Annotated in this window: 12 protein-coding genes; 6 read left to right on the forward strand and 6 right to left on the reverse strand. The window is 65.3% G+C overall.

The annotated features are described in order from the left end of the window. The first annotated feature begins 154 nt into the window (after nt 1-154). Nucleotides 155-931 (forward strand): alpha/beta hydrolase, encoded by a 777-nt coding sequence (locus tag G6N38_RS04640; protein WP_220101379.1) that lies wholly within the window; start codon nt 155-157, stop codon nt 929-931. Here G6N38_RS04640 and G6N38_RS04645 read toward each other — a convergent pair. Genes G6N38_RS04645 through G6N38_RS04655 form a run of 3 tightly spaced genes read right to left on the reverse strand, consistent with a single transcriptional unit; the run spans nt 891 to nt 7,255 of the window. Beyond that, nucleotides 891-4,007, reverse strand: coding sequence for a pyruvate, phosphate dikinase (locus tag G6N38_RS04645; RefSeq protein WP_163746462.1), 3,117 nt, complete (start codon nt 4,005-4,007; stop codon nt 891-893). The two genes, G6N38_RS04640 and G6N38_RS04645, sit on opposite strands and share 41 nt — an antisense overlap. 13 nt (nt 4,008-4,020) lie before the next feature. Then, the gene (locus G6N38_RS04650) at nt 4,021-6,300 is read right to left on the reverse strand and encodes a PEP-utilizing enzyme (protein ID WP_163746463.1); all 2,280 of its coding nucleotides are present in this window, start codon (nt 6,298-6,300) and stop codon (nt 4,021-4,023) included. A 4-nt stretch (nt 6,301-6,304) separates the two neighbouring features. Further along, nucleotides 6,305-7,255, reverse strand: a complete 951-nt coding sequence (locus tag G6N38_RS04655) for a DUF7064 domain-containing protein (RefSeq protein WP_163746464.1) — start codon at nt 7,253-7,255, stop codon at nt 6,305-6,307. A 183-nt stretch (nt 7,256-7,438) separates the two neighbouring features. Here G6N38_RS04655 and G6N38_RS04660 point away from each other — a divergent pair, with 183 nt between their 5' ends. Further along, nucleotides 7,439-8,086 (forward strand): TetR/AcrR family transcriptional regulator, encoded by a 648-nt coding sequence (locus G6N38_RS04660; RefSeq protein WP_163746465.1) that lies wholly within the window; start codon nt 7,439-7,441, stop codon nt 8,084-8,086. A gap of 42 nt (nt 8,087-8,128) precedes the next feature. On the opposite strand, the gene G6N38_RS04665 is transcribed toward G6N38_RS04660, so the two are convergent. Beyond that, nucleotides 8,129-9,649, reverse strand: a complete 1,521-nt coding sequence (locus tag G6N38_RS04665) for a flavin-containing monooxygenase (protein ID WP_163746466.1) — start codon at nt 9,647-9,649, stop codon at nt 8,129-8,131. A 188-nt stretch (nt 9,650-9,837) separates the two neighbouring features. Here G6N38_RS04665 and G6N38_RS04670 point away from each other — a divergent pair, with 188 nt between their 5' ends. Next, nucleotides 9,838-10,359 carry a DUF1697 domain-containing protein gene (locus G6N38_RS04670; protein ID WP_163746467.1) on the forward strand — a complete coding sequence of 174 codons (522 nt, stop codon included), beginning with the start codon at nt 9,838-9,840 and terminating at the stop codon, nt 10,357-10,359. Further along, nucleotides 10,356-11,183: a class I SAM-dependent methyltransferase gene (locus G6N38_RS04675; RefSeq protein ID WP_163746468.1), complete on the forward strand. Its 828-nt coding sequence runs from the start codon at nt 10,356-10,358 to the stop codon at nt 11,181-11,183. The genes G6N38_RS04670 and G6N38_RS04675 overlap by 4 nt, the downstream gene beginning before the upstream one ends. A 4-nt stretch (nt 11,184-11,187) precedes the next feature. Here the strand turns inward: G6N38_RS04675 and G6N38_RS04680 are convergent, their stop codons facing one another. Beyond that, nucleotides 11,188-11,553 carry an Rv1152 family transcriptional regulator gene (locus G6N38_RS04680; protein ID WP_163746469.1) on the reverse strand — a complete coding sequence of 122 codons (366 nt, stop codon included), beginning with the start codon at nt 11,551-11,553 and terminating at the stop codon, nt 11,188-11,190. A 36-nt stretch (nt 11,554-11,589) separates the two neighbouring features. Here G6N38_RS04680 and G6N38_RS04685 point away from each other — a divergent pair, with 36 nt between their 5' ends. Continuing rightward, on the forward strand, nt 11,590-12,306 hold the full coding sequence (locus G6N38_RS04685; RefSeq protein ID WP_163746470.1) for an NAD-dependent deacylase: 717 nt from the start codon (nt 11,590-11,592) through the stop codon (nt 12,304-12,306). On the opposite strand, the gene G6N38_RS04690 is transcribed toward G6N38_RS04685, so the two are convergent. Further along, entirely contained in the window at nt 12,292-12,939 is a 648-nt protein-coding gene (locus G6N38_RS04690; protein ID WP_163746471.1) for a class I SAM-dependent methyltransferase, read from the reverse strand. The two genes, G6N38_RS04685 and G6N38_RS04690, sit on opposite strands and share 15 nt — an antisense overlap. A gap of 198 nt (nt 12,940-13,137) precedes the next feature. Here G6N38_RS04690 and G6N38_RS30960 point away from each other — a divergent pair, with 198 nt between their 5' ends. Beyond that, on the forward strand, nt 13,138-13,269 hold the full coding sequence (locus tag G6N38_RS30960) for a hypothetical protein (RefSeq protein WP_005147116.1): 132 nt from the start codon (nt 13,138-13,140) through the stop codon (nt 13,267-13,269). Nucleotides 13,270-13,285: the final 16 nt, after the last annotated feature.

Genomic DNA, 13,285 nt, shown 5'->3' on the forward strand with positions numbered 1-13,285 from the left:
GCAACTGCGCAGCCCACTGTTGCCCATGGTGTCTGTCCCGTATACGGCGGCGACATTGCCGATATGGCGAATGATGTTCCAGGTACCGCGGTGGTCGGGTCCAGGGGTCCGCGTCCGGACCCGCTTTTTTGGCGAGGCGAACATCCGGGTACGAGTGACGACACCAGCCGGTGAAGCGCGCCGCCGGCCGCTGGTGATCTGGCTGCATTCAGGCGGCATGATCGCAGGCTCTCCGCAGTTCGAGGGTCCGATGGCCGGGATCCTGGCGCGCCGGGTCGATGCCGTGGTCGTGGCGCCCGACTATCGCTTGGCACCCCAACATTCCTTCCCCGCCGCGCTCGACGACTGCGTCGGCACGGTGAAATGGGCGATCGCCCACGCCGACCAACTCGGCATCGACCCGAACCGCATTGCGCTCGCCGGGGCCAGCGCCGGCGGTGGCCTCGCTGCCACATGCGCACAGCGGTGCCGCGATGAAGGTATCGAAATCCGTTCGCTGGCATTGCTTTACCCGATGCTGGACAACCGGCCTGTTCAGTCACCACTGTGCGCCGGCGTCGCGTGGAACGGCACGTCGAATCAGTTCGCGTGGGACAGCTACCTCGGGAACAATGCCGGTGACTGCCCCCCCTATTCCGTCGCGAGCCGACGGGATGATCTGACCGCAGCCCCACCCACACTCATCGCCGTCGGCGATATCGACATTCTCTGTGCCCAGTCGACCGAGTATGCGAACCGACTGCGCGAGTGCGGAATTCCCTGCGAACTCCGCGTGGTCCCCGGCATGTACCACGCTGCCGACATCCTCGTGCCGTGGTCTCGGAAGATGCGTCGGCTGCACGCCGACGTGACCGAGCACCTCCGCGGCCATCTGTCGGCGCCGGCGCGGCTCAGCAGTGAATCACCGTGCCGCCACCGCCGTCGACGCTAACTCTGTCACCGGTCGAGAGCACCTTGGTTCCCGCCCCGGTGTCCATCACGCACGGCACTCCCAGCTCCCGCGCGATGAATGCACCGCGGCTCATCGACCCACCAGCGTCTACGACAACAGCTGCAGCACACGACATGTACGGAATCCAGCCGGTGTCCGCCGTCGGACACACCAGAATCTCCCCTGGTTCGAACGGGTCGGTGACGGGATCGAGGACGACGCGAACGACTCCCTGCGCAACACCTGCCGATGCCGCGACGCCTTTGAGGTGGGTGCTCTGCGCGTCCGACTGGGCGGGACCCGAGCGCGGCAAGGCGGCCGGCTGCCCGATCCACGACTCGGGCAACTCGTGAGCGAGATACCGAGCGCGCTGGCCGGCGCGGACGTCGACGATGCTGGACAACAAGGACGGATCGGCATGCAGCAACTCCGCCGAGGTCAGTAGCAGCACGTCAGCTGGCTTGGCCAGCAATCCGCCGGCGACGAACTCCCGTCCCATGATTCGTGCAGCGGCCCGCAGAACGTCGAAGACCTGCAATACCATGGCTGCGCCTTCTTCACGGGGCGCAACCAGCTGCCGAGCCATGGCTACGGCCGCTTTTGCCGTCGCGCGATGGCGCCACGACGCGCTACCGAGCAGCCGGGCCACTGCCTCGTGTGAAGGGTTCACCTTGTCACGCGAGCCACGATCGGGCAGCGCTGCACGCCGTTGCAGTGTTGCCGCAAGGAGCTCCGGCCGTTCGCGCCACGAGGGCGCGGACAACTCGAACGCAGCTGGCCCGTGGTAACCGAACCGGGCCAGGAAACTCGCCAGACTCTGTTCGTCACGCGCCACGGCGGCCAACTCGTCGAGCAACTGCTGTTCGATGAGTCTCGCACCCGCCGAGCCGATTTCACATTCCAGGCCGCCCAATCCGGCTGATCGGCACGCCGCCGTCAACGACTGCACAGCAATCATGCAACCGTGAGCGCCGAGAGCGTCCCACTCCAACGCCGATTCCAGCATCCGCTCAGCCCGCAGGAAAACTGCGCGCGCATTGCGTCCACGTTCGAGATCGGCGAGGGTCCGTTCGTACCAAACCTGCTGATTGGCTGCAGCGGCTCGCATTGCCCGCGGCAGGCGCAGGTAGACGGCGGGTACCCGCAGGAGCCCAGCCGCACCGAGGGTGGGTGTTCGATCAGCAATCCAGCGCATCCGGTCCACGTTGATGGCCGGGCGACCGTGGAACACGCCGAACAGGCGATGGAACGGATCTCGGTCGGACACTTCATCCTTGGTGATCAGCCCGATCCGGTGCCACGCCCTGCGCATCGCTTGCTCGCCGTTGCGCTCGAACAGGTCCCAGGTCAGTGGTGTCGGCACGGCTGGAACGGCCTCGGCCACTCCGGCAGTCGTCCACGCGGCGTTCGACGGACTTTCCATGTGGACGGGGTTCGGCACGAACGCGCTGTTCAGCTGCACCGCAGGCTTCTTCGATGCACGGGAGTCCCAGGCGTCGAGGATTGCGAGCTCCGGGAGCAGCGATTCGACCGAGCCCGCCGCGATCGGTTCACCTTCGGTCGCCAGACCCAACCACACGGCGCCGGTAGAGCCGTCGACCGTGATCGTGTCCCCGGCCCGGAACAGCACCTGACCGGCGGGGCCGAGGATGTTCTCGCCGTCGATCGACAGTTCGTGGGCGCCGACAACTGCGGGCACACCCCAGCCCCGCGCCACTACCGCGGCGTGACTGACAAGGCCGCCACGCATCGTCAGAATGCCCTTGGCAACCGACATGCCGTGCACGTCATCGGGATCTGTCTCTGCCCGCACCAGAATCACGCCGTCCTCGGCAAGCGCAGCGTCGTTCGCATCGAGGACCACTCGCCCACTGGCCTGCCCCGGCGAAGCAGCCAGTCCCGTCGCAACTTTGGAGCCGTGCGTACCGCGGCTGCCGGCCAGGTCGGCGCACGCACGGGCGCGAACATCAGCGGGGACGCGGGCAACCGCCTCCTCGGTGGTCAGCGCGATGTGCGGGTCGGTGACCATCGCGACCGCGGCCCGAACGGCAGCAATTGCGCTGCGCTTTCCGACTCTGGTCTGCAGAATCCACAATCGTCCCTGCTCGTAGGTGAATTCCACATCGCAGATGTCGCGGTAGTGCTCCTCGAGCCGGCGCAGATGCCGCAGCAGCTCGGTGTATGCGTGTGGGTCGTACTGCTCGAGCGCACTGATGTCCTGGGTTCGCGCGGCGCCCGACACAACGTCCTCACCCTGGGCCTCGGGCAGAAAATCACCGAATGGCTTGCTCTCGCCGGTGGACGGATTCCGGGTGAACACCACGCCGGTGCCGGAATTCGTGCCGCGGTTGCCGAACACCATCGCCTGGACGTTGACCGCGGTCCCCGTCGACTCGTCCACGCCCTCGCGTGCGCGGTAGGCCCGGGCGCGGGGGTTGTCCCATGACCGGAATACCGCCTCCACTGCCTGGCGCAGTTGTTGTTCGGGTTCGGCGGGTACTGCCGTACCCGTCTCCTTCTCGATGACCGTCTGCAACCGCTTGGTCTCGGCTCGGAGTTCGGCGACGCTGCGCCCGTTGCGGCCCGGCTCGCCAAGAACCTGGTGCGGCGCGCCCAGGACGGTGGCCCCGAACATGCGCAGGAACCGTCGATAGGTGTCCCACGCAAAGCCTTCATCATTGGCGACAGCCGCGAGTCCGGTCACGTTGGACTCGTTGATCCCGAGGTTGAGAACGGTATCGAGCATCCCCGGCATCGACCGGGGCGCACCACTGCGCACCGCGACCAACAGCGGGTCATCGTTCGCACCGAAGCTGCGACCGACGCGGTCTCCGATCACCGCCACTTCGGCGTTGATCGCCGGCGTCAGTTGGGCCGGCCAGCCGCTGCGCCGGTACTCGCTGCACATGTCGACGGCAATCGTGAAGCCCGGCGGCACAGGCAATCCCAAGACCGACGTCATCTCGGCCAGGCCGGCGCCTTTGCCTCCCAGTAACGCACCCAATTCCCTGGGCGGTGCCTCGTGCGGGTGGTCGAACCGGTAGATGGGCATCGTGGTGGTAACGGTGATTGTCATGGCTTCCTCTGGCTCAGTGCCCGTCCGCGCTCGATCGCTCGCGGCCCAAGGTGGTCATCAGGTCTTGATGCAACTCCATCCAGACGTCGTGGTAGCTGTCGGTCAACGGGTCGGCGAACGCCGACTTCTCGCCTGAATCAAGACGCTGCCAAGCACTTTCGAGACGGCCTGCGTATCCGGACAGGTGCGGGAGTTCGGCTGGGAACTCAGCTGTCATGGCGAGCGCTGCGGTATGGAATTCGCGAAGTCGATCGATGACGACTGTGTCGTACTCCGGGTCGCTGTGATCGTTGATCTGACCGGCCCCGGTGATATCTGGGCGCATCTGCCAGGCCGTGCAGATCTCCTTGAAGGGCTGATTCAGGGTGAGGAACGCAGCGTACGCCGTCTCGGTTTGGGGGCGGCAGCCCAACTCCGCCATGTGCTTTGCCAGCATCGCGGCGTGGACGTGGCGACCGCTCGGGCTCAGAATCCAGCCCGCGAGGCGCCCCTTCCGCAGCTTCACCAGACCATCGCGCGCCGCTATCTCCAGCATCTCCTGCACGGCAGCCGGTTCGAGCCCGGTCGACTGACAGATGACATCAGCCGACGCCATTCCCTTCACGATCAGAACATGCAAGATCGGCAGGATCTCGGCAACGTATTCGTCGGCGACGGAGGTCGGTGTTTCCGACGGTGCCGATATCGTGGCCTCGACAGGATTGCCCTCGCCAAGGATGGATACCTGGCCGGTAGCCCCGTCAACGCGGATCTCTGCGCCGTTGGTGATCCGCTTGGTCCCGTCGATGGTGTTGATGACACACGGAATACCAAGGGCTCTGGCGATGATCGCCGCGTGACTGAGCGGGCCGCCCACGTCGACGACCAGACCCGCAGCCCCCATGAAGAGCGCAACCCAGCCGGGATCGGTGGTCCGGGCAACGAGGATCTCCTGCGCTGACAGCGGTTGGGTGCACTCGGCGGCGTCGGTGACAACCCGGGCGATCCCGGTGGCGATCCCCGACGACACCGGCAGACCCGACACGGTCTCACCGACTATGGCGACCGACGTCGTCACGGTGATCGGCGAGGGTTCACCCACGCCGTAACCGGACAGCTCGATGTCCTGATAGCGCTTGCGCTGTTGCATGCGAAACCGCACGATGTCGCTCGCTGCGGCCGGCGGCCGTCCAGCGGCGATCTCTTCGAAGGTCAGGTACACGATGTCATCGGCGGATTCCAGCAGGCCGCGCTGTACGAAATCATCTGCAGTGCAACGGATAGCGAGCCGAAGGACGTCCAACACCCGCAGGAAGGCCGCCTTGACCGCCTCTCGTCGTGCTTCTGCGCGGGATGCACTACGCAGGGCCGCGTCGAACACCGGGCGCAACGCCGGTGACAGTCCGTCATGAACCAGTTTCACGGCAGCACTCTTATCGTTTCGCCGAGCCCGCCGACGAGCAGCGGGGCTCGACTCCTCGGGCATTGTTTGGTACGCCGCGGCAGCATCCACAACCAGGTTGGGCGCCTCCCGCCACGACCGGCTCACGAGCTCACCGGCATCCGGCCCGTGATAGCCGTGGTGGGCGACGAATTCGGCGACGCTCAGCCGTCCGCGGCCGATGTCCCATAGCCCGTCCGCGATCTTGGCTTCCTCCATGTCGGAGGTTGCGCACAGTAGCTGTGTTTCCAGACCAACGTGTCCAGCCCTGGCCGCCAGCTTGGCGACGGCCTGGTACGACGACTGGGCCACGGCCGCTTGAAGTGATTGCAGGAACATTGCGTGGCGGAAGCGGTCAAGCGCATCGGGGATCACCGCGCGGGCTTGTGCGGTGGTCATGTCCCGGCTGACGGCCGACTGCCACCATTGCCGGCTCTCGGCAACGAAAGCGTCGACCCTGCCACGATGTCCGGCCAAGGCGACCGGAGCGTTGCGGAGCACACGAAGCCAGCCTCGGCGCTCGGGGCGGGGCGTGCCCTCGTCCGAGTCGATGCCGAAGAAGTCGAGTTCGAACTTGGCTGGGCTCATTCCCGGCACTCGGCTCATTGCCACGCTGAAGGTGTCGATCACGGCGACCGGACGCCCATGCGAGATGGTGATCGTCGCCGTGCCGTGAGCCTCCTGCGCCGCGAGTTCGGCAGCGGAGTAGAGCCCGAGGCTCCGGTAGAGAGTTCGGCTGCCCTCGTTGATCGCATCCCCCCACAACGACCAGGTCAACGGGGTGGGAATACCGGGAATCGCCTCACCGACATTGCGGGTGGTCCATCGGACGCCGTCGGCGATGGGTTCGTGCAGGGGGTCGTAGATCGTCATGCCATCACGCCCTGATGCTGAGGCCGTCGACGATGGATGCGCGCAACCCCACGACGGGATCGGTGCCGTCGGCGTGAATGTTGTTGGACGCCTCAACATTGCAGAATCCGGTGCGCCCATCGGACTCTGCGACGCAGATGGTGTCGACGTTGTTGAAGGCTCCCCCGGCAACCGGGAACACCGCTCCGTCGATGACCGTCGCGCGCACGCGGAACTCGGGCCGGCTGTCGAAGCGCATGACAAGCTCACCCCCACGATGGGTCAGCCCGTCGGCTTCCTGGTGGATGACGATGTCCACGTCACTGGTTCGGTGGTGTTGCTCGCCGTCGACGAGGATGCCGTCGAACACCAGGCGGCCCCCGACCGCGAGCACTGCCGTCGCTGAGAAGCACAGATCCGGTCCGAGCGTTCCGGCGAACCAACGGTGCGCGCGCACGGCGGAGTACAACCGCGGACCCCAAGACCTGTCGCGAAACGCCACCGCATCCACATCATGGCGCTGACCGCCAAGGACAACGGTGCCGGCAACGCGTCCGACACCCTCGAAGTGGTTGCCCGCCATATCGGCGGTCGTGGTGTCATCGCCGAGATAGGAGAACATCGGCCGACTCGACGTCCACGTCACGTCGACCTCGCAGCCGGGCTCGGACACGCGAAGGCTGTACTGATCGTCGGACAAGTCGATGCCCTGTGACGCCGAAACCCGATACGCGGGTTCCTGTGTCGGCGTCCACCGCAGATCCCAGCCCGAGCTCCGGTAGCGGGTCCCGCCGGGGCCGAACACTGCGCACCAGTAGTTGCTGGTGAGAGTGGTCGGGTGAATAGCGAAGCGGTGCATACCCGCAACTCCGCGGTGCTCGTCGAACCACATGCACCAGTGGCTGTCCTGAAAGTGAGCGTCGTCCGGGGTCGGAGCGGTATGGACGTAGTTGTCCTGGGGCATATAGGGCTTCACGGTGGCTCTCGTCCTGTCCCCTCCTCGGCACTGACCAGCAGGACCAGCGGAGTGATATCAAAGATACTGACTTAGTCATATTAGTAACATGTGTGCCATGTCACGGCAACACCCGATCGGTCGATCTCGTCCACAACCGGGCCACCCGGCGCCCACCGCCACCGCGCATGTCACGATCAAGCCATGACCTCGGAGGATGCGCGCTTCATGGTTCACGGGTTCGCGCAGGCCTCGGCCGCGACGACCACCGAGAGCCGCACCGACACCGCGATCCTGAACGCCGCGGCGGCCGTGATCGGCGATTACGGCGAACGCAACTTGACGATCGGCCAGGTCGCCGAGCGGGCCGGCTGCGCCCGGATGACGGTTTTCCGCCGATTCGGCAGCCGCGAGCAGCTTCTACTCGCCACCTACAGCCGAGAGCTACGCAGGGTCATCGACTCCGCAACCCAGGCCGTCCAAACGGCCACCACCACCGTGGATTGCGCCGAGATCATGGTGGCCGAATTCATCGACAACGCGCTGCGTCACCCGATCTTCATCAGGCTGATCCGCGTGGAGCCCGGCACGGTGCTGGCGCTCTCCCGCGGCATATCGGGCTTCAGCGCCCAGGAGTTGGGCGCAACGTTATTCGCACACGTCCTCAGCGACGACCGGCTCGACGACCCGCTACCGATTCGCGATGCCACCTTCATCGGCGACCTGCTCATGCGGCTGGTGTTCTCGCTGTCACTGGTACCCGCGCCCGAGATTGAACAGTCCGGTGAGTCCCGGCGCACCTATATCCGGGAGCTGGTCGAGCGGATCGTTCCGGCGCGCGACGACCAGTGACGGTGCATCCAAGTGTGCGACGGTGACCACGATCCGCCGGCCTCACAGCGACGCGTCCTCCCCGAGCGGCATGATCTGCCGAACCCGGTCGGCGGTCGGTGTGATCCGCTCGTAGACGGCGGCGTCGAAATCGGCAATCCGGCGCTTGTACTCAGTGTGCGATCCAGCCCAGACCGTCGTGACCTTTCCTCCGGCGGTCGAGTACCAGCCCGGGCATCCACTAGTGAAAATCGTTCCCTTGAGCCGTCGTTCGAGCTCGTCGTTGAAGTCGTCGTGCACCGACGGGGAGATCGAGTAGGCCCCACCATTGCGCCCGATGTACTCCACGGCCTGACGGATGTAGCCGGCCTGGTATTCCAGCATGCTGGTGATGGTGTTGGTCAGGGAGCCGGTGTTCGGACCGTAGGACATGAACATGTTCGGAAAATCGGGGGTGGATACCCCGAGGTATGCCTCCGGGCCGTCCTTCCACCGCTGGTGCAGGTCTGCACCGTCGCGGCCGGTGATCGTGATCGGCGCAAGGTACTCGGTAGCGGTGAAGCCGGTGCACCAGATCACCACGTCGGCGTCGATGTGCGTGCCGTCCGAGACGACGACGCCGGATTCATCCATGGATACGACGTTGCTGCGGACCACGGAAACGTCTGGCCGGGCAAGGGTTTGGTACCACTCGTTGGAGAGCAGGAGCCGCGCGCAACCCATTCGATAGTCAGGGTTGCACGCCCGGTACTTCTGCTCGTCGCCGAGCAGTTTGGCCATCCGTTTGCGCCACACCCGTTCGTAGACCGAGCGGAAGCCGTCGGATCGGTGCAGGACGAACGGATACTTGGCCTCGAACCACCACCACATCGCCAAGTGGTACGCGCGAAGGAACGCCGGTATCCGGGATAACGTGCGCTCGACGAGTCCGGGCGTCCAGTCGTACTTGCCGACAACCCAACTCGGTGACCGCTGAATCACCGTGAGATGGGCGACGTCTTTGGCGATGGCCGGCACGATCTGGATGCTGCTTGCGCCGCCGCCTACCACGATCACTCGCTTGCCGGTCAGCTCTGTCGCGTAATCCCATTCCGCGGAGTGGAACTGCCTGCCGCTGAAGCGGTCCCGGCCTGCCACGTCAGGCAGACGCGGACGGCTCAGCTGTCCGGTGGCACCGACCAAGATGTCCGCCGTCAACGTCTCACCGTCGGTGAGCGTGACCGTCCACTTCAGGGTGTCGTCATCAAACTCCGCGCTGAGGACTTCGACGCCGAAACGAATATGCGGGCGAACGCCGCTCTCGATGGAGACTTGACGAATGTAGTCGCGAATCTCGGACTGACTGCCGAACCGTCGCGACCAGTTCGGCTTCAGGTGATCGGAGAACTGGTAGATGACGCTGGGCACGTCGCACGCCGCGCCGGGGTAATCGTTGGCCTGCCAGACACCGCCCACCTCACTCTGCTTCTCCAGGATCGTGAAGGTGTCGATGCCAGCCTGCTTGAGCTGCAAGGCGACTGACATGCCGCCGAAGCCGGCGCCGATGATGACGACCTCGGGAGTCCTCCGGAATCCGTGGCTCATGACATTTCCTCTCTTCAGCGGTGGCGTTCGCCGCCCATGTATATCAAGAATCATCAGTGAATCACTTATTTCGTTACGCATCATGTGACCTTGGTCCTTAGTATCGTGTCTATTGCGCAGTAGAGTGCCCGCCAGGGGCAACCTGCGAGATCACAACCCGGCATTCACCCGGTTCTAAGATCGAGGGCATGACGCGCTATGCCGCTTTCCTGCGTGGCGTCAACGTCGGCGGCGTGACCCTGAAGATGGCCGACGTCGCCGCCGCGCTGACCGATGCCGGATTCGTCAACGTCCGGACCGTCCTCGCCAGCGGTAACGTGCTGCTCGACGGCGGCACCACCGCAGCGAAGGTTCGCACGAAAGCCGAAGCCACACTGCGGGATGCGTTCGGCTACGAGGCCTGGGTGCTGGTGTACGAACTCGAGGCGGTGCGCGCGGTCGCCGCGGCGTACCCTTTCGAAGCCGAAGTCGACGGCCACCACTCCTACGTGACGTTCGTCAGCGATCCCGACATTCTCGGCGAACTCACTACGCTGGCCGACGACGCCAGGCCCGATGAGAAGATCGTCCGAGGCGAGGGCGTCCTCTACTGGCAGGTACCCAAGGCGTCCACCCTGGACTCGACCATCGGCAAGACGATGGGCAAGAAGCGCTACAAGTCATCGACCACCACGCGCAACCTGCGCACCCTGGCAAAGGTAGTGAAATGAATACTCCGAAGATCGATGCCAGCGAGTTGCGCGGTGTCTCGGAAACCGCGCTGATGACGCTCAACGGCCGCGCCTATCAGGCCGGCTTGCCCGGTGCGATCCTGCACGACCCGATGGCCATCAAGCTCGTCGACGCCATCGATTTCGATTTCGACAAGTTCGGCCGTAAGGGCCAGGAGATGGCGGTGCGCTCGCTGGCCGTCGATGCCTGCACGGTCGACTACCTGCGCCGCTATCCGCAGGCCACCGTCGTCGCATTGGCCGAGGGCTTCCAGACCAGCTTCTGGCGATTGAGTGAGGCCGTGCCCGATCCGCAGTTCCGATGGCTGTCGGTGGACCTGCCACCGGTGATCGAACTGCGCGAGCGGCTACTGCCGTCCTCGCCGCGGATCACCGCGCTGGGCCAGTCCGCGCTGGACTACAGCTGGATGGACCAGGTGGACACCGACAAAGGCGTCTTCATCACCGCCGAGGGACTGCTGATGTACCTGCAGCCCGCGGAGGCGATGGATCTTATCGTCCAGTGCGCCAAGCGTTTTCCCGGCGGTCAGATGTTCTTCGACCTGCCGCCGGTGTTGGTCAAGAAAATCGCCCCGAAGGGGATGAAGTCCTCGCGGCACTACCGGGTGCCACCGATGCCGTTCAGCCTGAGCACCAACCAACTGGCCGATCTGGCCAACACTGTCCCGGGAATCAAGGCCGTGCATGACATCCCGATGCCGAAGGGTCGCGGCTTCTTCTTCAAGACGGTGTTCCCCGCGGTCTGGCATTTCGGTCCGACGAAACGCTTCCGTGGCGCCTACGCCCTGCTGGAATTCGGCTGACGCCTCAGCCGAACGCAGAGTCCAGATACTGCAGCGCCTCGTGCTTGCCCAACCCGAGCGCGCGGGCGGCCTCGACGTAGGCGTTGGCCGCGGCCGCCATCGCGGCGTCGGCCGGGTCGGCCCGCGCCACGAACGTCCCGAATCGGCCCCGGGTTTCGACGATCCCCGCGGTCTCCAGCTCCCGGTAGGCGCGCGCCACGGTGTTGACCGCCAGCCCCAACTGGCCGGCCAGCTCACGTACCGTCGGCAACCTGGTGCCGGGCGACAACCGCCCCTCGCGGATACCCTCGATCACCTGCGTTCTGAGCTGATCAAACAATGGACGCGCCGCCCCTGCGTCTATGCGCAGTCCAAGCCCCAACTCCGACACCTGCTCAGTATCGCTTAGACCGGCTATTTTGGGGATGTGCGTATCGCGGTGCTGAGCGGGGCGGGGATATCCGCCGAGAGCGGCGTGCCGACGTTTCGCGACGACAAGACCGGACTGTGGGCCAAGTACGACCCCTACGAGCTGTCCAGCACCGACGGCTGGCAAAGCCATCCCGAACGGGTGTGGGCCTGGTATTTGTGGCGGCATCACCTGGTCGAGCGAGTGGCGCCCAACGACGGACACCGTGCGGTGGCGGCTTGGCAGGAGCACTCCGACGTCACCGTGGTCACCCAGAACGTGGACAACCTGCACGAGCGCGCCGGCAGTAAGACAGTGCATCATCTGCACGGCAGCCTCTTCGAATTCTGGTGCGACACCTGCGGATCCCGCTACCACGGCCCGCTGCCCGATATGCCCGAACCCGAACTGGAGAAGATGCCGCCGCAGTGTGAGTGCGGCGGGCTGATCCGGCCGGGCATCGTGTGGTTCGGTGAGCAATTGCCCGATGAGCCGTGGCAGGCCTCGGTAGAGGCGGTGGCCACCGCCGACGTGCTGGTGGTGGTCGGCACCTCGGGGATCGTCTACCCCGCGGCCGGCCTGCCCGACGTGGCGCTGGCCCGCGGCGTGATCGTCGTCGAGGTCAATCCGGAACCGACCCCGCTATCGGACAACGCGACCATTTCGATCCGGCAGTCGGCCAGCACGGCGCTGCCCCGGCTGCTGCAGCAGTTGCCCGATCTACTCAACAGCTAGAAGCTCTTTCCTCGCCCGCCCCAGCGCGACCTCCTGCGCCGGCAGCGGCACCCACGCCGGCAGCATCGCCTCGCGGCGCGCGGTGTCGATGACGAACCCGGCACCCGCGATCGAACGCTCCGTCTCGCGGTGGGTGTGGCAGTTTCCGGCGAACCGCGGCCAGATCGTGGCATCGGCCAGCCGCTGCAACCCGCCCCGCCAACCGCTGCTGGCGATGTGCTCGAAGTAGCGCAGCTCGCCACCGGGCCTCAGTACGGCATTGAGCTGACGCAGCACCCCGTCGGGGTCGGCCACCGAACACAGCACCAGCGAGCACACCACCGCATCGAAGGGCTCGGTGGCGGACATGGTCTCGATCGTCGACTCGATCACGGTGACCGGAACCGGGGCCGCCGCGGCGGCTGCTTTGGCCAGCGGTGCCAGCCGGGTCTCTGGCTCGAGTGCGACGACCTCGGTGACCGAATCGGGGTAGAACGCGAAGTTGGTCCCGGTGCCCGCACCCACCTCTAGAACGCGCCCGGAGAGCCCTAAGAGATTGGCCCGGCGGAGCTCCCGCATGCCTCGTGACTCATGCGCCGAAAGCACCGTCCAGAAGCGGGCGAAGAACGGGTTGTCGACAGTCTGTTGTGCCATGGTTTGTGGTGCCCCTTCCTGCTGGAAACCACCCTAGTCGCAGGTGGTTTTTCCCCCTGACCTGCGGGTAAGTGACTGGCGAGTAACCCAGCACCTGACTCACGGGTAACCCAGCACCTGACTCGGGAGTAAGAATTGCCAGGAAACTCCGAATCGTGGCTCAAAGTTTCCTTAATCGAGACTCATAGAGTCCTGGGTATGTGGATCGACGACACCAGTGCCGATGTCATCAAAATCGATTTCGATGAGCTCTACCACGGTGATTTTCTCGTGGAGGGCGATACCTCGGAGCAGTTCGAGGATCTCCCCCCGCTCGCTAACGCCAGCTGAGCCAAGCGCCGAACGG

Origin of the sequence: Mycolicibacterium helvum (assembly GCF_010731895.1) — a bacterium.
GTDB classification, from domain to species: domain Bacteria; phylum Actinomycetota; class Actinomycetes; order Mycobacteriales; family Mycobacteriaceae; genus Mycobacterium; species Mycobacterium helvum.

What these genes read in the sequence shown, in the direction of transcription:
- G6N38_RS04650 (WP_163746463.1), bottom strand. Translation starts at nt 6,300, where the DNA reads ATGACGATCTACGACCCCCTGCACGAACCCATCGCCGACGGCGTCCGA.
- G6N38_RS04660 (WP_163746465.1), top strand. Translation starts at nt 7,439, where the DNA reads ATGACCTCGGAGGATGCGCGCTTCATGGTTCACGGGTTCGCGCAGGCC.
- G6N38_RS04665 (WP_163746466.1), bottom strand. Translation starts at nt 9,649, where the DNA reads ATGAGCCACGGATTCCGGAGGACTCCCGAGGTCGTCATCATCGGCGCC.
- G6N38_RS04645 (WP_163746462.1), bottom strand. Translation starts at nt 4,007, where the DNA reads ATGACAATCACCGTTACCACCACGATGCCCATCTACCGGTTCGACCAC.
- G6N38_RS30960 (WP_005147116.1), top strand. Translation starts at nt 13,138, where the DNA reads ATGTGGATCGACGACACCAGTGCCGATGTCATCAAAATCGATTTCGAT.
- G6N38_RS04675 (WP_163746468.1), top strand. Translation starts at nt 10,356, where the DNA reads ATGAATACTCCGAAGATCGATGCCAGCGAGTTGCGCGGTGTCTCGGAA.
- G6N38_RS04670 (WP_163746467.1), top strand. Translation starts at nt 9,838, where the DNA reads ATGACGCGCTATGCCGCTTTCCTGCGTGGCGTCAACGTCGGCGGCGTG.
- G6N38_RS04690 (WP_163746471.1), bottom strand. Translation starts at nt 12,939, where the DNA reads ATGGCACAACAGACTGTCGACAACCCGTTCTTCGCCCGCTTCTGGACG.